Source organism: Micrococcales bacterium (assembly GCA_009784895.1).
Classification (GTDB): domain Bacteria; phylum Actinomycetota; class Actinomycetes; order Actinomycetales; family WQXJ01; genus WQXJ01.
The window spans coordinates 1-23171 of the sequence record WQXJ01000009.1 but is presented as its reverse complement, the minus strand read 5'-3'; the positions used below and the strand labels follow the sequence as shown (position 1 = coordinate 23171).

The following is a 23171-nucleotide window of genomic DNA, read 5'->3' as shown; positions in this document are numbered from 1 at the left end:
GATATGGCGGCGCGGCCTGACATTTCGATTGTCACCTCGGGCCACGACGTGGCCGACGCCCGCTTGCATCGCCTGGTGGCCGCCTTGGACCGGGCCGGGCAGCGGGTCGAAGTGCTGGGTTTGGGCCTGCCCGATGCCGGCCCGCCAGAAGCGGAGTGCCGAACCTGGCCCCGGGCCGGGCAGTTGGGCCGCCTGGTCCAAGCGCTGAGGTGGCCATGGCGAGCTCGCGGCCGGGTTTTAGTCTCGCTCGATCCTGATTCAGCTTTGGGTTGCGGGCTAAGGCGGCTGGTGCTGGGCCCTAGACGCCTGGCCTGGGTGGCCGAATCGCATGAGGACTACGTCGCTCTGCTCGAAGACAGATCGTGGGCCCAAGGTTTGGCCCGGCACCTGGGCCTAGCCGTGGCCCGGGCCGGTGCCCGGGCGGCGAGGCGAGCCGATCTAACCGTGGTGGTCGATGACCACCTGATGCCAAGGGCCCACCGGCGGTTGGTCAGCCCCAACCTGCCGGATCTGACCATGCTGCCACCGCCCGGACCACCTGAGGCCACACCGCGGGCTATCTATGTCGGAGATATTGGTCTCTCGCGCGGTTTGATGACCATGCTTGAGCTGGCCTTGGCCGCGCCGACTTGGCGTTTCGACCTAATCGGACCCGTCAACCCGGCCGACCAGGCGGCCCTTGACAGCTTCATGGCTAGCCATCTGGCGCTAGCCTCGCGGCTTCGCTTCCACGGCCGGATGCCGCCGCGCCAAGCCTGGGCCCTGGCGCGAGGAGCCTGGGTCGGTTTGTCGCTACTAGAGAACACCAAAGCCTTTGCCCCGACTATGCCGTCGAAGATCTACGAGTATTTGGCCTGCGGGTTGCCGGTGTTGACTTCGCCGCTGGAGCGTCCAGCCGAACTGGTTGAGCGCAGTGGGGCCGGAGCTGTTGTGGGCGAGGCCGCTGAGGCGGCCAGGGTGCTTGAAGGTTGGTCCAGTGACGCCGCCGCCTTTGGCCGGGTTTTGGCGGCCGCCGCAGCCCAAGGTCAAGAGGTTATTGAAGCCTCAGGTCAAATGGATCAACTAGCCGGGCTCCTAAAGCTGATGGCCGCTCGCTTCCGGCGCTAGGCGAGGCAGTTAGGCCAGGTGCGGCCCTTATGCCCAAGCTCAACCTGGCGGTGATTGGGCTGGTCAGGAGACCAGGGCGGTCAGCTCTTCGATTGGTTGTGCCAACTGCTTGGCGCGGCGGAGCTGCCAGGCGAAGTCCCTGGCTGCATCGGTTTGCTGGGACGTGAGTTGACCGGCCATTTGGGCGGCCTGGCCGAAGGCCTGGGCCACGGCCGGCACTGACAGCTCGGCCGCCTTGGCCCACAGCGGGTAGCCTTCAAGCACATCAGAGGCGGCTGCCTCAGGTGGGTGGACCGAGACAATCGGCTTGGCTGTGGCAATGTACTCAAAGACCTTGCCGGTGGTGACGTAGCGGCCGGCGTCTATGGCCAGGACAAGTCCATCGAGGCGGCTGTAGAAGGCGGCGACATCGCCTTTGGGTACGGGACCGATGAACTCGACGCCAACGTCTTGGCCGGATTTGATGGCTGCGGCGATGCCATGCTCAACCCGGGTGCGGGCAGCACCGAAATAGCCGAGGTAACCGCCAACTTCGAGACGGGCGTTACTAGGCAGCAGTCCTTCAGCCTTGGCCTGTCGCCAGGCTTCAACCATGCAGGTGACCGGCACCATTATCGAGATGGTGCCGAGGTAGCCAAAGGTCATGGGCTTTGATTGGGTTGGTGGCTCAGGTGGGGCCGGTTTGGGCATGAACTCCGGATCCCAGCCGTTAGCGACGACACGCATGGTGCCGGCCGCCGCCGGATAGCGCTGGGCATGCCACTCGAGTGTGGCGGAATTGACAAACCAGATTTGGGCGGCGCCGGCGATCAGGTCTTGTTCGATTTGACCTTGACGTGAGGTCGGGGGGAAACGTTCGGCGCCGGAAAACTGATCCAAGGTCCAGGCGTCGCGGTAGTCCATAACGTAGGGCACCAAATTGGCCTGGCCAAACTCTGCCGCAGCTTCGAACCCAACCCAAGGGTTGCCTGAGGCCAGCACCAGATCGACTGGACGGGCCTTATTGACCTGCCGCAGCGCCCGCCTCAAAGTTGGTAGCCAGTCGGAATAGCCAACCTCGGGGAAAATGCGTGACTCGTAAACCACCCGCCATTTGCGCCACAATCTGGGAGCCAGTTTGTGCATCAGCGACCAGCTTGACCGGTCCGGGTTGCGCAGCGGCCAGGGGAAGGGCGTGCGGACCACCTCTATGGCCGGGTCGATCCTTTCCTCGAGTGACAGATCAGGCATGGTGATGTCGGTGAAGACCTTGCGGTCAACGGTTATGACCGTGACCTGCCAGCCGGCCTGGGCGAAGGCGTTGGCAGTGGCCAAGAGGCGATAGGCGCCGCCGGAGCGCGATGGCGGGAAACCCCAGGCGATGAAAGCCAGATGCGGCTGCGTCATGCCCTGCCCCTTTCGTCTTTTCGGTATTGTTCCTGGCGAATCTTATCGATAGAAGTAAGGACCGGTGGTGATGGGGCGAGAGCCTGGCCGTCTAGGACCGATGACCGGGGCCGCGCGGGCAGCCTGGTCGCAGGTGCTATCCGCTCGGCATCACCTGCCAGGCAAGGCTGATCGCCTATTGGAACGGGCCAAGTGGCTGGCGGTGGGCCGGCCGGCCGGGTTGAAGCCGGCGCCAAAACCCCAGGGCCAACCACCGCGGGTTTTGATCGCACCGGCCAATGCCGCTGGCCAAGGCACAGCCTGGGCCGGTGCCCTCAGCCGCCACGGCCTGGCCAGCGGTGACAATTGGGCTTTCGAGGTGACCAAGGTCTTCGACTTTGAGGCCACCTACCGGGCTCCGTTTGCCATCAATGCGGCATCGATCGCCTTCCAACGCCACCAATTCGACCAGGTCCGCCGCTCGTATCAGGCAGTGCTGCTGGAATCTGGTCTACCGCTATTTGGCCGGCTATTCGGCTACGACCCGGCCGGCGAAGCGACCGCCCTGGCCACGGCCGGCCTGGCCGTGGCCGTGATGTGGCATGGCTCAGATGTTCGCTTGCCCCTAGCCCACGCTGCCAGCCACCGACTCAGCCCATACGGTTTGCCCTCGTTCAAGCGCCGGGCGGCCGAATTGGAATCGACCGCCCGCCGCAATCGCCGCAACCTGCTGACCAGCCGCTGGCCCCAGCTGGTCTCAACCCCGGATCTGCTCGACTCGGTGCCCGGAGCCAGCTGGTGCCCGGTAGTAGTCGATCTACCTGAAGCCTCGAACACCGAACCTCTAGTCAGGGACGTGCCCAAAGTGGTTCACATCCCATCCAATCCCGTGGTCAAGGGCACCGACCTGGTAGAACCGGTCTTTCGCCAACTGGCTGCCGCCGGTCAAATTGAGTACATCCAGGCTGCGGGCCTGCCCGCGGCCGAGGTGTTGGAGCTGTACGGCAGGGCCGATATTGTGGCCGACCAGTTCCGCCTGGGCATCTACGGTGTGGCCGCCTGCGAGGTTATGGCCCGCGGTGGCTTGGTCATATCCGATGTCGATGATCAAGTCAGACAACGCGTCAAGGCAGAAACCGGCCTTGACCTACCGATATGGCAAGTCGAAGCGGCCAACCTGGCCAGCGGCATCGGCCAAATCCTGGCCCAGCGCGACCAAGCCAGGCGCCTGGCAACCCAAGGGCGGGCTTTTGTTCAGGCCATCCACGACGGTCGGCGCTCGGCCGCGGTGATGGCCCGGACCTTAGGTTTGGGAGGCGACAGTGACGCGGTGGCGGATGGCGCGTGAGAGATTTGTGAAGACCGCCGCGCCGCCGCCACGTCCCTGCGGTGGGCTCAGTCGCTGAGGTAACGTGTAGGGCGGTCCGCCTGCCGGCGGCGCACCTGGCACAGATAGGAGCGGTGTGGATTACTCAGTAGCTGCCTCGGCGGACGTCGACCCCAGGGCCTCGATTGGGGCCGGGACGAAAGTTTGGCATTTGGCTCAGATCCGCGAGGCAGCGGAACTGGGCCAAAATTGCGTCATTGGCCGTGGCGCCTACATTGGCACCGGTGTGCGCTTAGGCGATAACTGCAAGGTCCAGAACTACGCCTTGGTTTACGAACCAGCCGAGTTAGCCAATGGCGTCTTCATCGGTCCGGCGGCTGTGCTAACCAACGACACTTACCCGCGTTCAATTAACCCCGACGGTTCACTCAAATCCGGCGATGACTGGGATTTGGTCGGGGTGACCATCGAAACTGGCGCCGCCATTGGGGCCAGGGCCATCTGCGTGGCGCCGGTCCGAATTGGCGCCTGGTCAATGGTGGCGGCCGGTGCGGTTGTGATCAAAGACGTGCCGCCTCACGCCCTAGTTGTGGGTGTGCCGGCCAGGCGGGTCGGTTGGGTTGGCCAGGCCGGCCAGCCGCTGACCCAACAAGGTGATTATTGGCTATGCCCGGCCACCGGCCGGCGCTATATCGAAACGCAAGACACTATCAAGGAGGCCTGAAGCCATGAGCTTTGACTTCATCCCACCGGCCAAACCAATCGTCGGCGACGAGGAGCGGGCCGCGGTAGACCGCGTGCTACGAAGTGGCATGATTGCCCAAGGGCCCGAGGTAGCGGCCTTCGAAACTGAATTTGGCCAAGAGCTGGTGGGCGGTCGCCAATGCGTGGCTGTCGGATCAGGCACGGCCGGGTTGCATCTTGGCCTGGTGGCTGCCGGCGTAGGACTGGGCGATGAGGTGATTGTGCCGTCCTTCACTTTCGCCGCGACCGCCAACTCGGTGGTACTGGCCGGCGCCACACCGGTTTTCGCTGACATTGAACCGGACTACTTCTGCCTCGATCCGGCGGCCGTCAAAGCCGCCATCACACCACGTACGCGTGGCATCATGCCGGTTCACCTCTACGGCCAGCCGGCCGATATGGACGCGCTGATGGCTCTGGCGGACGAGGCCGGACTGGAGATCTACGAAGACGCCGCCCAAGCCCACGGTTCGACCCTGAACGGGGTGCCTTGCGGGGCTTTTGGCACCTTCGCCATGTTCTCGCTTTACGCCACCAAGAACATGACAACCGGCGAGGGCGGCATCGTGGCCTGCGCCAATGACGAGGTCGCCCATACGGTCAAGCTGCTGCGCAACCAGGGCATGGAGCGGCAGTACGCCAACGAATTGATTGGCTTCAACGAGCGGATGACCGATATTCAAGCTGCCCTGGGCCGGGTCCAGTTGGGCAAGCTACCGGCCTGGACGGCGGCCCGCCAAGCCAACGCCGCCTTCCTCAGCGCCAACCTGCCTGGCGTTACAACCCCGGCCATAAGGCCAGGCGCTACCCACGTCTACCACCAGTACACCATTCGAGTCGACGCGGGGGAGCGCGACCGGATTGTCCAGGCGCTGAGGGAAGAACACAAAGTCGGTTCCGGGGCGTTTTACCCAACGCCCAATCACAAACTGGCCTCACTGGAGCGATTTGCCCCAGGACTCAACCTGCCGCAAACCGACCGGGCCGCGGCCGAGGTCCTATCCCTGCCGGTCCACCCGGCCTTAGACCAAAGCGACTTGGACCGGATCGTGGCGGCGGTGGCCGCCGTAATGAAAGCGGGTGCGTAATGGCCAATTTGCGAGCCGGAGTCATTGGCATTGGTTCAATGGGGCGGCATCACGCCCGGATCATGCGACAGATCGACGGTGTTGACCTGGTGGCGGTGGCCGATGCCGGTGAGGACCGTTTTGGTGTGGCCCAGGACTTGGCCTTGGGCAAGAGTGTCGAAGACCTGATTGCAGCGAAACTGGATATGGCTGTGGTGGCTGTACCGACAGTGCTGCATGAGGAGGTTGCCATTGCCCTGGCCCAGGCCGGTGTGGCCACAATGGTCGAAAAGCCGGTGGCGGCTACAGCCGCGGCGGCCCGGCGGGTGACCCAAGCCTTTGGTGAGGCTGGAGTGCTGGGCTGTGTTGGCCACGTCGAACGCTTCAACCCGGCCATTGCCGAGCTACGTCAGCGCATTGGCGCCGGCGAGCTCGGTGACGTCTGCCAGGTGGCCACCCGCCGCCAAGGGCCGTTCCCGGCTCGAATCAGCGATGTTGGCGTCATCAAAGATTTGGCCACCCACGACATCAACTCGACCCAGTGGCTGGCGGATTCTGACTACATCAGGGTCGCGGCTGAGACCACCCACCGGGCCGGCCGCGAACACGAAGACATGGTTGCCATCACCGGCCTGTTGGCCAACGGTGTGCTGGTCAACCATATTGTCAACTGGCTCAGCCCGATCAAAGAGCGGGCCACCATTGTGACCGGCGAACGGGGTGCCTTTGTGGCCGACACAGGCCACGTCACCTTGGAGTTTTGGGCCAACGGTTCGGTGCCAACCGAATGGGAGCAGTTGCGCCAATTCCGTGGCGTCACCGAAGGTGATATGACTCGCTTCGCCTTGGCTACGCGCGAACCACTGCGCAGCGAAGGTGAGGCCTTCCGCGATGCGGTTTTGGGCAATGCCGATGCGCCTATCATCACCCTGGCCGAAGGCCTGAAGACCTTGGAGGTGGCCGAGGCCGCCCTAACCAGTGCCGAGTCGGGTCAAACGGCCTTACTTTAGGCCTGGCGGCGGCGTCCGGGCCGGCTTAGACGAGCCCGGCGGCGCTGCCAACCCCATTTGGTCACTAGGTGCATGGCCTCGGCCACAATCGCTCGGCTCATCTTGGAATCGCCGTCGCGCCGCTCGACAAAACTGATCGGCACCTCGACCACTTGTGCGCCGGCATCGGCCGCCCGCATTGTCATGTCAACTTGGAAGGCGTAACCCTTGGCCTGCACCCCGGCCAGGTCGAGGCTTTCGAGTAATTCGCGCCGATAAGCCCGAAAGCCAGCAGTGGCGTCCTTGATGCCAAGGCCCAGCCACAGCCCGGTGTAGAGGTTGGCGCCGCGCGATAGTAGTTGGCGGCGCAGCGGCCAGTTGACCACCTGACCGCCTTTGACCCAACGCGAGCCAATGGCCAGGTCGGCCCCGGCGGCGACGGCCTGGAGCAGAGCAGGCAGCTGTTCGGGGCGATGCGAGGCGTCGGCATCCATTTCGACCAGGATGTCGAAGCCGCGGGCCAAACCCCAATCGAAGCCAGCCAAATAGGCCGCCCCCAGACCAAGTTTGCCCGGGCGGAGGAGCAGATTGATGTGGTTGTCGTTGGCGGCGGCCTGGCTGGCCCAAGCGCCGGTACCGTCTGGCGAGGCGTCGTCGGCCACCAGGATGTGGGCTGCCGGCACGACCCGGCGCAACCGTGCCACCACCCCGGGTAGCGATTCGACCTCGTTGTAGGTCGGGATGATGACCAGGATGCTTGGCCAGCTGGCGTTCATGGAGCTGCCGTCTAGGCAGTGTTGCCCCGGCCATTGCCGGCCGCAGCTAGTTGGTCAGCTAGCCCCAGGGCGGCGGCAATGGTCGTGTCCATGTCGAGGTATTGGTAGCGTCCCAGCCGGCCGCCAAAGTGAACTTGGCTCAGCGCCTCAGCCCGGCGGCGGTACTGAGCCAGGCAGTCGGAATCGGCTGGGGAACCGATTGGGTAATAGGGTTCATCGTTGGGTCCGGCCAGGCGAGAGGACTCAGTGGCAATGACGGTCTGACCACCGGGGTAGTCCCGTTCGGGATGGAAATGGCGAAACTCGATGATCCTGGTGTGGGGCACGTCTAAGTCGGCAAAGTTCATCACGGCGCAACCCTGATAGTCCCCGCCAACCGGATGGTCCCAAGCCAGGTCAATGGTGCGCCAGCCCAGCACCCCGTCGCCATAGCTGAAAAATCGGTCAACCGGGCCGGTGTAGACAATGGGCAGCTGACCAACCGTGGCGTCCTGGAACCACCGACTGGAAGGGTCGAAAAAGTCGGTCTCCAGGTGTACGTCGATGCCGTGGTGGTCGGCTAGGCGCTGCCACAGTCGGTAGTAGCCGTTGGTGGGCATGCCCTGATGGGGATCTGAAAAGTAGCGCGAATCATAGTTGTAGCGCACCGGCAGGCGACTGATCGTGGCGGCGGGGAGTAGGGCCGGATCGGTGTCCCATTGTTTTGCGGTGTAACCCCTGATGAAAGCCTGGTAGAGATCGGGGCCAAGCATGGCCCTGCCTTTGGCGTCGAGCCCGCCCTGGGCTGCTTGGCCGGCCCCGGTGGGCGACTTGGCGGTGGTGGCCTGGGCAACTTGGTCTTGAATCAGGGCCCGGGCCTGGGCGGGGGAGTAGGCCGCGGAGTAGAACTGGTTGATGGTGGCCAGGTTGATTGGCATGGGATAGACCTGGGCGTTGTGAGTGATCCAAACCCGGTGCTGATAGCTAGTGAACGAGGTGAAGCGGCGGATGTAGTCCCAGACCCTTTGGTTAGAAGTGTGGAAAATATGAGCTCCGAAAGGGTGGACCTCAATCCCGGTCTGGTCGTCAACAGCGGAATGGCAGTTACCACCAATGTGGTTGCGTTTGTCAATCAGGGCGACGCGGCGCCCGGCCTCGGCCAATTGGCGGGCCACGGTCAAGCCAAACGGGCCGGCCCCGACCACCAGCAGATCAGTCATTGCCCGGCCCACCTATCTCCGTCAGATGCTGCCAAGAGCAGCGAGGTCTTTCGATCAGGAGCGCAACACCTTCTTGTCCTTAGAGTTGGCAGGCTATCACGGTGCTGATGAGTCCTGTCGCGGCGCCGTTGGCCAAAGTGACTGCCCACTTGCCTTGAGCCAGGCCAGCAGCGGTTGTCAGGCGAGTGGGCGCTGGTCGGCCGTTTCGGCTGTCTCGATTTTGCCCGCCGGATCGCCAACCCGCCTGGACGTCCTAGCTCGACATGTCGCACAGATTCGAACATAATGCCCTCGTCCAGGACTACATTGAGCCGTGTTGGCTTGGCCCGGACAGACAGGAGTGAGGGGACTGATGCACCCTGGCGGCCTGTGGCGGAAGGCTAGGTCGGTCCTGACATGGCACCTGCTTCGCCAGGCCGCTGTTTATGGGGTTATCGGCGTGTTCGCCGCGGGCCTGGACTTGGTTTTATTCGTCCAATTCAGGCACTGGGGAATGGCGTTGCTGGTGGCCAACACCCTTAGCGTTCACCTCGGGATGGCGGCATCTTTCGCCTGCAACGCCTACCTCAACTTCCGGCGAACTGATCGCCTGGGCCGGCGGGCGCTGTCATTCTTGCTGGTCGGTTGGACCGGCCTGGCCATGTCGAGTGGGATCCTGACCTTAACCGTCTCCGTGCTTGGACTAAACGAGACTGCCTCCAAAGCCGGTTCGATTGTGTTTGTGGGTTTGACCCAATTCGCCTTGAACAAGGCGATCACCTTCAGAACAACGAGGGAACATAACAATGCCTGATCGTCTTATCATCGTCATTCCTGCCTACAACGAGGCCGACAACGTCACCGAGCTGATCGCCGAGTGGCACCAGGTGGTCAGCCAGGTTGGTTCGGCCTCAAGGCTGTTGGTGGTCGACGACGGTTCGCTGGACAATACCTACGAGCTGCTGACCAGGGCTGTCGAATCTGGCAGCTACGAGCAACTGGTAGCCGTGACCAAACCAAACTCTGGGCACGGCGCAACCTTGCTTTATGGCTACCACTGGGCGCTTGATCACGGAGCTGACTACGTTTTTCAAACCGATTCGGACCGTCAGACTGAACCGGAGGAGTTTTGGCCGTTTTGGCGGCACCGGCATCAGTATGACGCCATCATTGGGCTAAGGCGGGGCCGACAGGACGGAATGTCTCGGGTTTTGGTCACGAAAGTGCTTCAGATGGCTGTCGCCGTCGTTTTTCGACAGCGTATCCCGGATCCGAATTGCCCCTTCAGGCTGGTGGGCCAGGCCGGGCTAAGTCAGGCCGTGGCCCAAATCCCTGCGGACTACAACTTGGCTAACGTGCTCCTGTCGGTTCGCCTAGCCCAATTGGGCCGTCGAGTGATTTACCGACCAATCACCTTCAAGCCACGTCAAGGCGGTGTCAACTCGATCAACCTGGCCAGAATCTGGCGAATTGGCGTGAAGGCGATTGGCGACTTCTGGCGGCTGCGTCGGCTTTAGTCAGGATTTGATGGCTGCCCTTATTGTTGCCTTCGGGCGTGCCTTGCCTGGGCTGTCTCAGCTTGCCCCGGTCCGGCCCGCCGGCGAAACGGCCCGGATGGCCGGGCGCTGGTCAACCACAGTACGGAAACGGAGGCCAGGGCGAAGATCGCTGGCATGGCCTCGTAGCGATAGCGGGCCTGGACTTCGACCAGCAAATGGGCCAGGAAGAAGCAGCTGACGAAGGCCGTCACTAGCAGCTGCGGGGAATCGACTGGTCGTTTGCGCCAGGTGACAATCCCGGCGGCCCCTGCCAGGGTGATCACAACTATGAAGTGACCTCGCTCAACTAGCGCAATTCGATCGAGCCGTTCCTGCCACTTGAGGGAGTAGGGTGGGCCGGCTTCGAGGTACGGCTTGAAGGCAAATATCATCTTCTCCTGTTGGGCCCACAAAGCGGTTGTCTTTCGATTTACAAAGCTCGGTAGGTTGTGGCGGATGTCGTGAAGTTCTTGCCTAATCATGGACCTGGCCGCGTCATGGTCCACCAGATAGCTCCACTCGCCAATGCGAAAGGCATCGAACACCATTCGTGATGACTGGCCGCCGGCCTCGCGGTCAAGGCCATTGAGCAGCTTCCATTCGGGAAAATTATTGCCCAGACCAGTAGGTATGAGGCCACTTTGCCGGGCGACGAAATCGGCGCCGCGAAGAGTGCCGAGGTATGCGGCCAGCAGGGTCACGCTAATGGCGATGGCTGCGCGCCAGCCCAGGCGGTGGACCAACCAGGCTCCGGCAAAGGTGACGACTACAGCTACCACCGCCACAACCGAGATTGGCCGGATCATGTCGCCTAGCGCCAGGGCTAGACCGGCCGCGGCCGCCCACCAAAGGCGGAACCAGCCGGTGGCATCTTGCAGCGCCTTAATCGCCAGGTACAAGCCGAAATAGACCAGGCAGGTGCTCAGGTGCTGGCCGGTTAAGACCGAGGCCAAGGTGTACGGCCCGGGATAGAACAGGTAGGCCACGGCGGCCGCCAGCGCCACCCATCGGTTTGATGTCAACCGAAATGCCAGAACAAAGACCAAGACATTGGTGGCAGCCATGAACACCGCCCCCATCACCAGCAGACCGGTCAGGGAGGGCCCGGTGGCCTTCAGCACCACGGCCTGATAGAGGCTGAATCCGGTTTGGTAGCCCCAGACTTGGAAGTACTCAAGGCCGTTAAAGGACCAGTCACCGGCTGCTATGCCCTTGGCAGCGTCCAGTTGGACCAGGAAGTCGCTTATCGGCACCGATTTGATTACAAGCGCCGGGGCCAGTTTGGAGCCAAACGCCGCCAGCCCTATGGCACCACCCAGCAACCATGTCCGTGGTGCCAGTTCGCGGCGAGCCAGCCATCGTAGGCCAAAGACCACTCCGGCCAACAGAGCAATGGCCAAAACCAGGCTCGGCCACAGACTTCCGGGGTAGCCAAACCGCTTGTTGCTCCAGGTGCCAGGAGTAAGTGTGCGGACCACAGCCGCCAGAATCAGAAGAGCGGCGGCGATGGAGCTGGCGACAACAAGATCGTGCCCCCACCGGCCCAGACGAAACCACAGGTCGACCCGGTCTTCTGGCTTAGCAGCTATTGGCATCAAGGGCCAAGCCTACAGCGGTTGGACCTGCCCGTTCCCCTGGGGTATGGCGGTCGAGTTGAACTGAGCAGGGGCCGCTTGGCTGCTCAGGCCGGGGGAGGCAGCTGGCCTTCGCTGTAGGCCTCGACCACCGCTTCAGCCGGTCCGTCCATCACCAGTTCGCCTTTGTCCAGCCACAACGCCCGCTCGCACATCGAGGTGACGGCCTTGGCCGAATGCGACACCAAAAAGACCGTTCCGGCCTGGTCCTTGACTTCAAGGATTTTGTCGCGTGATCGCCGTTGAAAGGCGGCGTCGCCTGTTGACAGGGCTTCGTCGATCATCAAGATATCTGGCACTTTGGCCGTAGAGATGGCGAAGCGCAGCCGGGCGGCCATGCCCGAAGAGTAGGCGTTCATGGGCAGGCCAACGAATTCGCCGATGCCGGCAAACTCGACTATGGCATCCATCCTGGCTTTGACCTGGGCTCGGCTTAGGCCAAGGGCCAGGCCGCCAAGCATGATATTGCGCTCCCCGGTCAGGGCGGTCAGCAAAGCGGCGTTGACACCGAGTAAGGCACATTGGCCGTTGGCATAGACCGCGCCATCGGAATACGGCATTAGGCCGGCCATGGCCCGCAGCAGCGTTGACTTGCCGGCGCCGTTGCGTCCAACAATGCCAATCGATTCGCCTTGGCGGGCGACAAAGGAGACCCCGCGCACGGCTTCGATCTGGTTGACCGTGCCCACGGCTCGCGATGCCCGGTCGAATAGGCGGCGGTAGATCGACGGTTTGTAGCCGGTCGAGGCGCCTAGACGTTTGCCACCAAAAACCCGATATGACACGCAGACGTGATCCACCACCATGGTCGGTTGGCCCAGATCCTTTGGCTGGGATCTTGATACCCCGGCGAAGGCGGCGTCGTCTTCGGAGAAGTTAACCTGGTCAGTCTCGGCCATAACGCGCCTCCGCCAACCAGAAGTAGATGAAACCGCCAACCAGGGCGACCACGGCGTAGGCCAGGCCAAGCAGCCACTCGCCAGCTGTGGCGCTGACCGATGGCATCATGGCCGAGCGAGCCAGTCGTAGATAAAGCGCAAACGGCTGCAGGATGGCGATCTGGCCCCACAAGCCAAAGGAGGCGGCCAAGCCTTCGATCGAAAAGAAAACCCCTGAAACGAAGCGCAGCAACTGGGTGATAATCGGCACCAGGTTGCGCAGATCTGGTGTCGCGCTGACCACCCGGGCCAGGAAGAAACCGCAGCCTTGGACAAAAATGTAGGTCAGGGCGATGGCCGGAATCAAAGCGAACCAGCTCCAGCTTGGCGTGACACCACGAATCAGCACGATGACCACCATGATGGCCATGGCCGGCCACATCATTATCAGTTCGGTGATAGTGACCGAGATGGGCAAAACCGCCCGGGGGAACTCCAGCGCCCTGACCAGCTTGGTCTTCGAGGCGATGGCCCGCCCGCCGTTGTTTAGCCCTGAGGCGACGAACTCGAATAGGAATGTCCCAATCACCAGGTAGGACAAGAAGTCCTCGATGCCGGTCCGGGTGGCTTTGGGCATCAGAACACCGAATACGACATAAAAGACGGCCACTTGTAGCAGCGGTTTGAGCACACCCCACAGCTGGCCCAAATAGGAGCCCTGGTTTTTTCCAACGGCATCAGAGGTGGCCAGAGCCCAAGTGAAATCACGTCGCTGCCAGAGCTGACGCAAGTAGGTTCCCAGGGCCGGGCGGGCGCCGAGCTTACGCAGGTTGTAGCGCTCTGCCAGCGCTTTTGCCTCGGCTTGGCTCAGCGCCGTGGGCCTAGTAGGGACCGGTTCCATCCCCGTGAGCATAGCGCCTAGCCGCCGGCTTCACCTTGGCGCCTTCCAGGTGGTGACCGGGCCTGGCGCGGAGGCTGAGCTGGGGCTTGAACTGGTCAACTAGGCTGGGGGTGTGTTGAGGCTAGACCACGCCGTCAGGAGATACGACTGGGGCTCGGTCAAGGCCATCCCGGATTTGCTTGGGCTGCCGGCCGGTGACGCGCCGCTGGCCGAGGTTTGGTTGGGGGCTCATAAGCTGGCCCCGGCCAGGGTGGCGGCAGGTGAAGACGACCAAGGCGTCTCTCTCAGCGACATGATTGCGCGCGACCCAGTTTCCGCCATCGGGCAAAGCGACCAAACCGAGCTGCCCTATTTGCTCAAGGTCCTAGGGGTAGCCAAGCCGCTTTCGCTCCAAGTCCATCCCACGGCCGAACAAGCCAGGGCCGGCTATGCCCGGGAGCAAGCCGCCGGCGTGCCCCTGGATGCGCCTGAGCGGGCCTACCGGGATCCCAACGGCAAACCGGAGATGGTTTACGCCCTGACCAGCTTTGAGGCTCTTTGCGGGCTGCGGCCACCGGAACAGGCGCGGGCCGTGCTGGCGCCGTTGGCCGAGGCCTCACCGTTGGCGGGCGCCATGGCCAAAGCCCTTCAAGCGCCAGGTCGCTCCGGACTGGCAGCGGCCTTGTCGGTCGCCCTAAAGGGCGCGGGAACCAAAGCCGAGTTGGTTGAGAACTTGGCCGAGGTTTGTCGCCACCATTTGGTCCAAGGCGCCACTGACCCGGGCGCCTACGCGCTGGTGGGTTCACTGGCCAAGCGATTTGGTGGCAATCGGGGAGTAGCGGCGGCTTTGTTGATGAACCACGTCTCCTTGGCCCCAGGCGAGGCGCTATGCATCACCCCTGGGACCCTCCACGCCTATTTGCGCGGCTTGGCGATTGAGCTAATGGCCACCTCCGACAACACCCTGAGGGCTGGATTAACCTCGAAACCAGTTGATGTTTCAGGGGTGATCGAGACTATAGACATCACCGGGCGCGGGTTATGTAGGCCATCAGTCAGCCGCGACGGGCCAGCCCGAATGCTCTACCCGCCCGGTGGAGGCTTCATCCTGGCGGATATCCGGCTGGATGGCACCTACCAATGTCCCCTAATTGGACCACGGATTGTTTTGACCCTCTTTGGCCGCGTGACAGCCTTCACCAAATCCGGTTCCATGCATGTTTCTAGAGGTCAATCGCTGTTTGCCTTGGCTAGCGACGGTCCTATTGAGCTTCGCGGCAAGGGCCGTGTGGTCATGGCCGCACCCAGTTTTCCTAAGCAGATTCCGTCACGGGCTTGACGGGGGGGTATGACACGCGTGTAATTTCATAGGTGTGATTCCCCGCATCGATGGGTCGAGCTAGGAGCAATATCGTGTGGAACGTGCTAGGTGAGGGAAGTCTGACACTCGAGTCAGGCGTCATCGATCCAAGAGCGGCCATGCCGCTAGTGCTGCTGAAAGAGGGTGACGGAGGGCCGCTGGAATGGCAGCAACGAGCCCTGTGCGCGCAAACCGATCCGGAGGCCTTTTTCCCTGAAAAGGGCGGGTCAACGCGCGAGGCCAAAAAGGTCTGCGCCGGCTGCGACGTGGCCGTTGAATGCCTTGACTATGCCTTGGCCAACGACGAGCGTTTCGGCATTTGGGGCGGCTATTCCGAACGTGAGCGCCGCCGCCTGAAGCAGCGCCGCTCGTAGGTAAGTGGTAGCACCTGCCGCCAGCGCGGCCAGACGCGCTCGGCCAAACATCACCGCCGTCATTGTCACGCGCGGGCGTTCGCCATACCTGCCGCGAGTTCTGGTGGCTTTGGCCGGACAGGTGGCACGACCAGACGCTGTAGTGCTGGTCGATTCGGGCCCCCAAGCTGACACGGCGGTACGCGAAATGGCGCTGCGCTGTGGTATCCCACCGAAGGTCTTAACGGTGGTGCATTCCTCCAAGGCCCGGACTTTTGGCCAGGCCGTAGCGGCCGGCTTGCAGGGCCGGCCGGCTGACGGATTGGTTTGGCTGCTGCACGACGATGTCTACCCCGAACCGGAGGCCCTGCAAGAGCTGGTCCGGGCTCTTGAGCGGGCGCCTTCAGTGGCCATTGCCGGTCCCAAGCAGGTCAGGGCGGATGACCCAACCCGCTTGATTGAAGTTGGGGTAACCACCACGCCTTTTGGCCGCCGGGTGGCGGCAGGTCAAAGTGGGGAGCTTGACCAAGGTCAATACGACAGCCGCGAGGATGTGCTCGGAGTTGGCACAGCCGGCATGTTGATGCGCTTAGAGGAATGGGTCCGCCTGTCAGGTTTCGACCCCGCCCTGGGCCCGTTTCGGGACGGGCTTGACCTGTGCCGCCGGGCCCGCCTGGCCGGCAAACGGGTGGTGGTGGCTCCCAATGCCGTAGTGCTGCATGAACAGGCTTCCTATTGGGCTGAGCGAGACAAATCGAGCGCGGTCAAGGACCAGCGTGGATCCTTCCGTGGACGGCGCCGCGCCCTGATCTACACCCAGCTGGTCGACCAGCCGTTATGGGCGGTGCCAGTGATTGCCTTGGCGGGGTTGCTGGCCGCCCTTGGGCGCTCGATTTGGCGCCTGGCCGCCAAGGAATTTGGTCTGGCTCTAGACGAACTGACGGCCCTGGCGTCTGTGTTCGCCCGCCCGGCTCGTGTCATCAGGGCCCGGCGGGTGGCCGCCCGTGAACGCCAAGTCGGTCGCGAGGCCCTGCGTGACCTGCAAATCAGTTCGGGTGAGGCCCGCCGCCAGCGGCGTGATCGCCGCCTCAGTCAGGCCGATTTGCGTCGCCAACGTCTGGCCCCAACCGATATTGAGGCCGCTGAGTTGCGCCATTTGGCCGGCCAACGTCGCCGCATGGGGGCGGCTTTAGCTCTAGTAGTGGTTCTGGTGACTTCGCTTAGCTTGGGTCACTGGCTGGGCCCAGGCACTCTGGTTGGCGGCGCGGCCGGGCCCCAGTTGATCGGATCGGGCCAGCTGTGGTCCATGGCCGGCGGCGGTTGGCTTCAATTCGAATTGGGTCAGGGCGGGCCGGGCGACCCTTTGAGCGCAGTCTTGGCCATTTTCCGCCTGCCTTTGGGCGACGGTAACACGATGATCAAAGTGCTCTGCCTGCTGGCGCCGTTAGTGGCGGCCTTTGGTGCCTGGTTGGCGGCCGGCGCCGTCAGCCGTTCGACCTGGGTCAGGGCCATGGTGACGCTGTTTTACTTTGCCTCGCCGGCGCTGTGGCAGGGCCTGGAGGCTGGCCGGTTGGGCGCGGTTCTGACGCATGCGGCCCTACCTTATGTGGCCCTTGGCGTGGCCCGGGCAGTGGGCGCCAACCGCCTAGACGTTCGCCCGCCGGTGGTTGACGAGCAGTCCGATGCCGCCAGCCCGGCTTTACCTGGGCAGGTCTCCTTGGGCCAGCGGGCTGAGTTGGCCTGGGGTTCAGGCTCAGTGGCGGCTGCGGCCGGGGCGGGCCTGGCCTTTGCCGTGGCGGCCGCCGGCACGCCCATGCTGCTTCTGCCCGGCACGGTCTTAGCTCTGGTAGTAGCCATATTTGCACCAAAGGGTAGGCATTGGCGGATGGTCTTTGTGCCGGTGCCGGCGCTGGCCCTGTTTGGACCACTCCTGCTTGAGGCCATCACCGCAGGCCAATGGCGTGGCCTGCTGGCTGATCCAGGTGCGGCTGTGTCGTATCAGCCCAGCCATCTGGGCCTTAGAGCGCTGGGTTACATCACCGAACCAACCCTGCCCGGCTTTGTCCCATCCGGCCTAGTCACCACTTTGGCGGTGGGGCTGGTTGGGCTGGTGGTGGTGGCGGCCTTGGCCGGGCTGGTTAGGCCCGGGGCCGCCGGGCGGGCGGGCCGAATCGGTTGGCTGCTGGTGGTAGTTGGTCTGGGTTTGATAGTGGCCGGCCAACAGTTGGCGGTGTCGGTGACGGGCTTAGAGACTGTCATGGCCTGGGGTGGCGGCGCGGCCTCGTTGGTTTTGCTCGGTCTGCTGATGGCGGCGGCGGCCGCTTTGAGCGGCGCGGTTGGCGAACCCGGGGCCAAATCCCACCGCCTGCGCCGGGCCTTGGCCACAGTTGGCTTGGCCGCACTGCTGGCGGGCCCACTGGCCGGCTCGGCCGTAGTGGTTTGGGCCTGGTTTGGCGGTGACACATTTGAGGTTCACCGCAGCCGCGACGCCACCTTGCCGGCTATTGCGGCCAGCGAAGCCGAGGGTGAGTACGCCACCCGCACACTAGTTCTGGCCCTGAGCCAACAGGGTTTCAGTTGGTCGGTGGTGCGCGGTGCCAGTATCGACATGGCCGCCCCCATGGGGCAGCTGGGCGGGCGCCGCCTGGAGTCAATCCCGGGCACTGTCAGGCCAGATGACGCCGCCACCGAAAGCCTGAACCAGCTGGTAGCCGCGATTGTGGCACGCAACCCCGGTGCGGCGGCTCGTCAATTGGCGATGTCAGGGATCGGCTTCGTTTTGGTCGAACGGGTCCAATCCGATCCAGCGCTACTGGCGGCGGTCGATTCGACTCCAGGGCTGGCCCGCATCACTGAAACTGAAAGCGTCGTCCTGTGGCGGGTGGCGCCAGGCAACCTGCCGTTAGAAGGAGTCGGTGTCGATCAGGTGGCGGTACTGCATGTGGCCGGCCCCAATCAGTCGGTCGGGCTGTCGACCGGCCCCGGTGACCACCTCAGAGCCGAGCTGCAAGCCGATCAGGTGGCGGCGGCCAAAGGCGGCGGCACCGGCGCCGATTTGCGCTTGGTTTTGGCCGAGCGGCGTGATGCCGGCTGGCGGGCCACACTAAACGGCAAAGCTCTACAGCCTGCCGAAGACAAGGCTTGGCAGCAATCATTTGAATTGCCCCTTGGGGCCAGTGGCTCAATCGAGGTCTGGCACCAAAGCGCAGTGCCATGGTGGCTGATCCAGGGCCTGGCACTGGCGCTGGCCGTGGTTCTGGCGTTGCCGCTACGGCGGCAGTCCCAAGACGATCAGGAGTCGCCGTGAAAGCTCTACGGGTGGGGCTGGCGGCCCTGATCTCGCTGGTGTTGGTGGCCTCAGTCGTTGGCCTGTTGGTCTTTGGCCAGCGCCGAGCGCCAGCTCTAGACAGCGCCGCGCCTGTTCCCACGACAGTGGCCGTACCACCTGGCGCTGCCATGGTTGTTTGCCCATCGGAGCTGAAAGTGCCAGGCGAGGGGGCTGATGAGGTTTCCTATGACCCTCGCTTTGACCCCTACCCTTCTGAAATGACCTCGGTGCTGCGAGTCGTGGTTTCCGGGCCGGCCGGGGGTGAGCTGTCCACGATAGACGGCACCAAGACTGACAGTATCGCCGGCCCACTGGGCCTGTTGAGCAACTCAGCCGGCGCCGACCCGGTTCTGGTCACGGCCCGCTCGGCTGAAGACGAGTTGGCCTATGCCACTGGTGGTGTCGTCATCCATGCCAACGACAAGGATCTGCGGTCCCTGGCCGGTTCGAGTTGTGTCCTGCCCGAGGCTCAGGTCTACCTGGTGGGCGGATCAACCCAGACCGGTTCATCGACCAGATTGCTACTAACCAACCCGGGTCTGACCGCCGTGGCGGCCGATATTGCCTTGTGGGACGGGGCCGGCCCAGTCGACGCCGTTGGCACCTCCGGCCTGGTGGTGCCGCCACAGTCACAACGGGCGGTGCTGCTTGAAGGCATAGTGCCAGACGCCTCCCGCCTGGCCGTCCGCGTCACCGCCACCGGCGGTGAGCTGGCGGTGTCGATGCAGCACTCGCGGATTGAAGCCCTGACGCCGGCCGGGGTAGACATGGTGGTGCCCGGTAGCGCGCCAGCTCTACAACAGGTGGTGCCCGGTGTAAGCGTCAGCGAGTCGAAATACACCGATCCCGACACGGCCGTAGTCAGGGTGCTGAACCCGGACAAAACGGCGGCGGTGGTGTCGGTAGTGCTCTGGGGAGCCAAAGGCCCGGTCTCGCTACCCGGCCTGGACGAAGCCCGGATCGCGGCCGGTACTGTAACCGATCTTTCACTGGCTGGCCTGGAGGCCGGTGTCTATGCCGTCACCATCACTTCTGACCAACCAATCGTGGCCAGCGCTTTGGCCGTGCGCCACACCGGGCCAGACAAACCTCGAGAGTTCGCTTGGTCACCGGCCCAGGCCGGCGGTAGCCATGGTTATTTGACTATGCCGATGGCAGGAGTCAAAGCCCGGGTGTCGGTGGCCACCGAACAAGCCTCAAAGGTCAAGCTCGAGGCTGTCGGGGCCAATGGCCCTGTCGGCCAGGCCAAGACAATCGAGCTCGAAGCCGGCACTATGGCGGTGGTCGACCCGGCCAGCTTGGGACCGGCAGAAGAGATCGAAGCGATTGAGTACACCGTCGAAGGCGCCGGCGAAGTGGCCATTGCCATGGTCATGTCTCTGGCGGACGCGGGCGGCGAACTGATCACTGTCCTGGTGCCGGTCGGCACCCGCGAGGCCGGCGTCAATATCGACGTTTACCCGGCCCACTAGCCGCCCTCCAATCAGCACCAACAGCCGCGAAGTTGAGCTCTGGCCAAAAAAGGTCGGGTTGGGACCAGGCTCGTTGTCTCGCGCCTTTTCTTGGGACAATGCTGGCGCATTGTCAAAGAAAAATGCCCGGAGCCAATCCCTGGCAACAACCCTGGCCCCGCCCCTCAGAGAGCGTTGGCGGGCCTGGCGCAGCCGCTCGGTTCGCGAGGTTGAGCTTTGGCAGGATTAGTCGCGGTGATAACCAGGGTCAATTTCGCTTGGGTCGCGGCCCAGTAAATGGGCCAGTTCCTCGACCAACACATCCAAAACGGCGACGCCCATTTCGCCACTTGAGGCGCGGGCCTCAATTGGGCGGCGATAGAGCACAATACGTGCCGGCATGGCATTGGCCGCTGGAAAGGCCCGCCCCAGAACTACGCCGGTCTCCCAAGGCGCCCCGCCAGAGGCCGGCACTTCTTCCACCGCCACTTCGATGGCCCGCAGCTGCCTTTCCCAGCGGTGAGCCAGACGAGCCACCGCTGCCCTGACGTAGTCGTCAAAGATCTGAGTTCGACTCCTGGCGGCCGGCAGAGCCGGGGCCAGGAGCGGTCCTCTGATGCCGCGACCGCGGCGGTCACGCCGCCGGCCCCGACGCACAGGCAGGGGCGGTGGGGCTGAAGCATCACCCAAGGCGGAAGACCGCCCCAAGGACGCCTCGCCGTGGCCAGCGGCTGGGTCGATCGGTTCGGCAGTTGGCACAAGGCCAGCCTAGGAGCATTGCGCCTCGATAGCCGGTTCGGTTCCAGGGCGAGTCCCGGCATCGGCGCCGATTATTGACCAACACCCCACCGCCGCGTGTTGGCGCGGGAATGCAGACCAGGCCAGCTATCTTGGTCAGGTGAATTGGGCGCGCAAATGTGAGCGGTTGAGGTGCCAGAACGAACCGGTGGCCACTTTGACCTTTGTCTATCAAGATTCCACAGCCGTGCTTGGCCCTTTAGCCGTCAAAGACGAGCCTTTCGCCTACGACCTTTGCGCCGCACACGCCGAGCGGCTCAAAGCCCCCCGCGGTTGGGAGGTCATCAGGCTGTCACCAGATAGGCAGGCCGCTCCGCCCAGCCAAGAGCAAATCGACGCTTTGGCCAGCCAAGTTCGCGAACGCGGCCGGTTGGTGGCCAACCAGTCAGCCTCGCCCCAGGTCGCCAACCTTGGCGCCCGCTATGGCCACCTGCGCTCAGTGCCGACTATGCCGCCCGGTCCAGCCACGAATTAGCCTGGCCTGCCACCTGGTAGTATTTCCGCCGGTTGTGCCCAAACGGCACACCTGGGGCCTTAGCCAAACAGTGTTGGCCCAACTTGCGGATATCCGCATGTTCTTCGTAGAGACACGAACAGGAGAACCTGATGACATCAGTGCGCAAAGCCCGCCGCCAAGTGCGCCAATCGAGGGCCTTGGGCCTGGCTTTGACCCCCAAGGCGGTCAAGTATTTTGAAAAGCGCCCCTACCCACCAGGCGAACACGGTCGCGGCCGGCGCCGGACCGAGTCTGACTACGCCGTCCGGCTGCGGGAAAAGCAACGCCTGCGGGCCCAATATGGTCTGCGCGAGAAGCAGATCCAACGGGCCTTCAATGACGCCAAAAGAGAGTCAGGGCTGACCGGTGAAGCCCTGGTCGAACTGCTAGAAATGCGGCTGGACTCCTTGGTGCTGCGCAGCGGTTTTGCCCGTACCATCTTCCAAGCCCGCCAGGTTGTCACCCACCGCCACGTGCTGGTAGACGGCAAGCTGGTCGACCGTCCCTCCCTTCGGGTCAAGCCCGGTCAGGTCTTGATGATCAAACCCAAGTCGCAGACGATGACGCCTTTCATGGTGGCCGCCGCTGGCGCCCACCGTGATGTCCTTCCCGAGGTGCCGCCATACTTGGAGGTCAACCTTGAGCGTTTACGCACCCAGCTGGTGCGCCGGCCCAAGCGGGCTGAGGTTCCAATCACCTGCGATGTGCAACTAGTGGTGGAGCACTACTCCCGCTAAGGAGGATGCAATGAGCGTTGGCGACGTGGCCGGTTTGATCGCGGCGATTGCTTTTGTGGCCCTAGTTGGCTTCCTGGCGGTGCCAGTAATGCGGTTAGGGGGCGTCTTCAAACAGGCCACCAAATCGGTCAAAGAGCTAACCGAACACACTGTGCCAATCTTGGATGAAGCCGCCACCACAGTTGAGGCGACCAATTCACAACTCGAAAAGGTCGACACCATCACCACAGCCACAGCCGAAGTCACACAAAACGTCTCGGCCATGATGGCGCTGTTTAGCGCCACGGTTGGTGGCCCGCTGATCCGCCTGGCCGCCTTCACCTATGCGGTCCGGTCCACTTTCACCAAACGCGGGAAGAAGGACAGCTAAATGCGCCGCGGCCTTTGGATTGCTCTAGGTCTGGGTCTTGGCGCCGGTCTGGCTGTGCTGATAGCCAGTCAAGTCCGCCGCGCCACCCAGGCGCTGAGCCCTGAGGGTTTGGGCCAAAGCCTGGGCCAGGCGACCCAAGCCGCCACCGGTTTGGTTGGCGAAGTTCGCCAGGCGGCCAAGCGGCGGGAGGCTGAGCTGCGGGCCGCTCTGCTAACCGGCCAAACGGAGGAATAACGTGCAGACCAGCCAGATCCGTTCGCGCTTCTTGGACTATTTTGCCGCCCACGACCACGCCCTAGTACCTTCCGCCTCACTTATCAGCGAAGACAAGTCCCTGCTGTTTACCGTGGCGGGCATGGTGCCGTTCATCCCGTATATGTTGGGCCAGGTGCCAGCGCCGTGGCCCAGGGCCACCTCGGTGCAAAAGTGTGTCCGCACAGGGGATATTGAAGAGGTTGGCAAAACCACCCGCCACGTCACCTTCTTCCAGATGAACGGCAACTTCTCTTTTGGCGACTACTTCAAAGCCGGCGCCATCGAGTACGCCTGGGAGTTGGTTACAGGCAGCCAGAGCGACGGCTTTTTGGGCTTCGACCCAGACAAGATCTGGGTGACGGTATTTCAGGACGACGACGAAGCCGCCCGGCTTTGGCGCGAAATTGCCGGCCTGGCCCCGGAACGGATTCAGCGGCGCGGCATCAAGGACAACTACTGGTCAACCGGACAAGCCGGGCCGGCCGGGCCTTGTTCAGAGGTCTACATTGACCGGGGAGCGAAGTATGGGCCCGATGGCGG

General features: G+C 63.4%; 23 protein-coding genes. 16 read left to right on the top strand and 7 right to left on the bottom strand.

From position 1 onward, the window contains the following. Positions 1 to 3: 3 nt before the first annotated feature. Positions 4 to 1107, top strand: a complete 1104-nt coding sequence (locus FWD29_02755) for a glycosyltransferase (protein MCL2802868.1) — start codon at positions 4 to 6, stop codon at positions 1105 to 1107. Between the two features lie 63 nt (positions 1108 to 1170). On the opposite strand, the gene FWD29_02750 is transcribed toward FWD29_02755, so the two are convergent. Beyond that, positions 1171 to 2493, bottom strand: a complete 1323-nt coding sequence (locus FWD29_02750; protein MCL2802867.1) for a glycosyl transferase — start codon at positions 2491 to 2493, stop codon at positions 1171 to 1173. Positions 2494 to 2593: 100 nt separating this feature from the next. Here FWD29_02750 and FWD29_02745 point away from each other — a divergent pair, with 100 nt between their 5' ends. The 4 genes from FWD29_02745 (at position 2594) to FWD29_02730 (ending at position 6620) form a co-directional block, all read left to right on the top strand. Next, positions 2594 to 3820, top strand: a complete 1227-nt coding sequence (locus FWD29_02745) for a hypothetical protein (GenBank protein ID MCL2802866.1) — start codon at positions 2594 to 2596, stop codon at positions 3818 to 3820. A 115-nt stretch (positions 3821 to 3935) separates the two neighbouring features. Then, on the top strand, positions 3936 to 4523 hold the full coding sequence (locus FWD29_02740; GenBank protein MCL2802865.1) for an acetyltransferase: 588 nt from the start codon (positions 3936 to 3938) through the stop codon (positions 4521 to 4523). 4 nt (positions 4524 to 4527) lie between these two features. Further along, the gene (locus FWD29_02735) at positions 4528 to 5631 is read left to right on the top strand and encodes a DegT/DnrJ/EryC1/StrS family aminotransferase (GenBank protein ID MCL2802864.1); all 1104 of its coding nucleotides are present in this window, start codon (positions 4528 to 4530) and stop codon (positions 5629 to 5631) included. After that, positions 5631 to 6620, top strand: coding sequence for a Gfo/Idh/MocA family oxidoreductase (locus FWD29_02730; GenBank protein ID MCL2802863.1), 990 nt, complete (start codon positions 5631 to 5633; stop codon positions 6618 to 6620). Before FWD29_02735 ends, FWD29_02730 begins: the two co-directional genes overlap by 1 nt. On the opposite strand, the gene FWD29_02725 is transcribed toward FWD29_02730, so the two are convergent. Beyond that, positions 6617 to 7375, bottom strand: a complete 759-nt coding sequence (locus FWD29_02725) for a polyprenol monophosphomannose synthase (protein ID MCL2802862.1) — start codon at positions 7373 to 7375, stop codon at positions 6617 to 6619. The two genes, FWD29_02730 and FWD29_02725, sit on opposite strands and share 4 nt — an antisense overlap. 11 nt (positions 7376 to 7386) lie before the next feature. Continuing rightward, positions 7387 to 8574 carry an FAD-dependent oxidoreductase gene (locus FWD29_02720; protein ID MCL2802861.1) on the bottom strand — a complete coding sequence of 396 codons (1188 nt, stop codon included), beginning with the start codon at positions 8572 to 8574 and terminating at the stop codon, positions 7387 to 7389. A gap of 352 nt (positions 8575 to 8926) precedes the next feature. Here FWD29_02720 and FWD29_02715 point away from each other — a divergent pair, with 352 nt between their 5' ends. Next, the gene (locus tag FWD29_02715) at positions 8927 to 9367 is read left to right on the top strand and encodes a GtrA family protein (protein ID MCL2802860.1); all 441 of its coding nucleotides are present in this window, start codon (positions 8927 to 8929) and stop codon (positions 9365 to 9367) included. Next, entirely contained in the window at positions 9360 to 10070 is a 711-nt protein-coding gene (locus FWD29_02710; protein ID MCL2802859.1) for a glycosyltransferase family 2 protein, read from the top strand. The genes FWD29_02715 and FWD29_02710 overlap by 8 nt, the downstream gene beginning before the upstream one ends. Before the next feature lie 20 nt (positions 10071 to 10090). Here FWD29_02710 and FWD29_02705 read toward each other — a convergent pair whose 3' ends face one another. From FWD29_02705 to FWD29_02695, 3 genes are all read right to left on the bottom strand, one after another. Beyond that, entirely contained in the window at positions 10091 to 11689 is a 1599-nt protein-coding gene (locus FWD29_02705; protein ID MCL2802858.1) for a hypothetical protein, read from the bottom strand. 83 nt (positions 11690 to 11772) lie between these two features. Next, entirely contained in the window at positions 11773 to 12624 is an 852-nt protein-coding gene (locus tag FWD29_02700) for an ABC transporter ATP-binding protein (GenBank protein MCL2802857.1), read from the bottom strand. Continuing rightward, a complete protein-coding gene (locus tag FWD29_02695) occupies positions 12611 to 13504 on the bottom strand; it encodes an ABC transporter permease (protein MCL2802856.1) in 894 nt (297 codons plus the stop codon). The genes FWD29_02700 and FWD29_02695 overlap by 14 nt, the downstream gene beginning before the upstream one ends. A 112-nt stretch (positions 13505 to 13616) precedes the next feature. Between FWD29_02695 and manA the strand changes: the two genes are divergently transcribed. The 4 genes from manA to FWD29_02675 all read left to right on the top strand — a co-directional run bounded on the left by manA (position 13617) and on the right by FWD29_02675 (position 19996). Next, on the top strand, positions 13617 to 14822 hold the full coding sequence (gene manA / locus FWD29_02690) for a mannose-6-phosphate isomerase, class I (GenBank protein MCL2802855.1): 1206 nt from the start codon (positions 13617 to 13619) through the stop codon (positions 14820 to 14822). A 140-nt stretch (positions 14823 to 14962) separates the two neighbouring features. After that, entirely contained in the window at positions 14963 to 15217 is a 255-nt protein-coding gene (locus FWD29_02685) for a WhiB family transcriptional regulator (protein ID MCL2802854.1), read from the top strand. Positions 15218 to 15221: 4 nt separating this feature from the next. Next, positions 15222 to 18503 carry a glycosyltransferase family 2 protein gene (locus FWD29_02680; GenBank protein ID MCL2802853.1) on the top strand — a complete coding sequence of 1094 codons (3282 nt, stop codon included), beginning with the start codon at positions 15222 to 15224 and terminating at the stop codon, positions 18501 to 18503. Further along, positions 18500 to 19996: a DUF5719 family protein gene (locus FWD29_02675; protein MCL2802852.1), complete on the top strand. Its 1497-nt coding sequence runs from the start codon at positions 18500 to 18502 to the stop codon at positions 19994 to 19996. Before FWD29_02680 ends, FWD29_02675 begins: the two co-directional genes overlap by 4 nt. Before the next feature lie 225 nt (positions 19997 to 20221). Here the strand turns inward: FWD29_02675 and FWD29_02670 are convergent, their stop codons facing one another. Next, complete coding sequence (locus FWD29_02670) at positions 20222 to 20734, bottom strand: metallopeptidase family protein (GenBank protein ID MCL2802851.1); 513 nt, start codon at positions 20732 to 20734, stop codon at positions 20222 to 20224. Between the two features lie 139 nt (positions 20735 to 20873). Here FWD29_02670 and FWD29_02665 point away from each other — a divergent pair, with 139 nt between their 5' ends. From FWD29_02665 to FWD29_02645, 5 genes are all read left to right on the top strand, one after another. Continuing rightward, positions 20874 to 21248, top strand: coding sequence for a DUF3499 domain-containing protein (locus tag FWD29_02665; protein MCL2802850.1), 375 nt, complete (start codon positions 20874 to 20876; stop codon positions 21246 to 21248). A gap of 131 nt (positions 21249 to 21379) precedes the next feature. Continuing rightward, the gene (gene rpsD, locus FWD29_02660; GenBank protein ID MCL2802849.1) at positions 21380 to 22006 is read left to right on the top strand and encodes a 30S ribosomal protein S4; all 627 of its coding nucleotides are present in this window, start codon (positions 21380 to 21382) and stop codon (positions 22004 to 22006) included. Between the two features lie 10 nt (positions 22007 to 22016). Then, positions 22017 to 22376: a DUF948 domain-containing protein gene (locus tag FWD29_02655; protein MCL2802848.1), complete on the top strand. Its 360-nt coding sequence runs from the start codon at positions 22017 to 22019 to the stop codon at positions 22374 to 22376. After that, on the top strand, positions 22377 to 22610 hold the full coding sequence (locus FWD29_02650; GenBank protein MCL2802847.1) for a DUF6167 family protein: 234 nt from the start codon (positions 22377 to 22379) through the stop codon (positions 22608 to 22610). It abuts the gene before it with no gap. A 1-nt stretch (position 22611) separates the two neighbouring features. Then, a partial coding sequence (locus FWD29_02645; GenBank protein ID MCL2802846.1) for an alanine--tRNA ligase-related protein occupies positions 22612 to 23171 on the top strand: 560 nt, incomplete at its 3' end.

Excerpts from the sequence above, each read along its gene's own strand:
- FWD29_02755 (MCL2802868.1), top strand. The coding sequence starts at position 4 with ATGGCGGCGCGGCCTGACATTTCGATTGTCACCTCGGGCCACGACGTG.
- FWD29_02750 (MCL2802867.1), bottom strand. The coding sequence starts at position 2,493 with ATGACGCAGCCGCATCTGGCTTTCATCGCCTGGGGTTTCCCGCCATCG.
- FWD29_02745 (MCL2802866.1), top strand. The coding sequence starts at position 2,594 with ATGACCGGGGCCGCGCGGGCAGCCTGGTCGCAGGTGCTATCCGCTCGG.
- FWD29_02735 (MCL2802864.1), top strand. The coding sequence starts at position 4,528 with ATGAGCTTTGACTTCATCCCACCGGCCAAACCAATCGTCGGCGACGAG.
- FWD29_02730 (MCL2802863.1), top strand. The coding sequence starts at position 5,631 with ATGGCCAATTTGCGAGCCGGAGTCATTGGCATTGGTTCAATGGGGCGG.
- FWD29_02725 (MCL2802862.1), bottom strand. The coding sequence starts at position 7,375 with ATGAACGCCAGCTGGCCAAGCATCCTGGTCATCATCCCGACCTACAAC.
- FWD29_02720 (MCL2802861.1), bottom strand. The coding sequence starts at position 8,574 with ATGACTGATCTGCTGGTGGTCGGGGCCGGCCCGTTTGGCTTGACCGTG.
- FWD29_02715 (MCL2802860.1), top strand. The coding sequence starts at position 8,927 with ATGCACCCTGGCGGCCTGTGGCGGAAGGCTAGGTCGGTCCTGACATGG.
- FWD29_02710 (MCL2802859.1), top strand. The coding sequence starts at position 9,360 with ATGCCTGATCGTCTTATCATCGTCATTCCTGCCTACAACGAGGCCGAC.
- FWD29_02700 (MCL2802857.1), bottom strand. The coding sequence starts at position 12,624 with ATGGCCGAGACTGACCAGGTTAACTTCTCCGAAGACGACGCCGCCTTC.
- FWD29_02695 (MCL2802856.1), bottom strand. The coding sequence starts at position 13,504 with ATGGAACCGGTCCCTACTAGGCCCACGGCGCTGAGCCAAGCCGAGGCA.
- FWD29_02685 (MCL2802854.1), top strand. The coding sequence starts at position 14,963 with ATGCCGCTAGTGCTGCTGAAAGAGGGTGACGGAGGGCCGCTGGAATGG.
- rpsD (MCL2802849.1), top strand. The coding sequence starts at position 21,380 with ATGACATCAGTGCGCAAAGCCCGCCGCCAAGTGCGCCAATCGAGGGCC.
- FWD29_02655 (MCL2802848.1), top strand. The coding sequence starts at position 22,017 with ATGAGCGTTGGCGACGTGGCCGGTTTGATCGCGGCGATTGCTTTTGTG.
- FWD29_02650 (MCL2802847.1), top strand. The coding sequence starts at position 22,377 with ATGCGCCGCGGCCTTTGGATTGCTCTAGGTCTGGGTCTTGGCGCCGGT.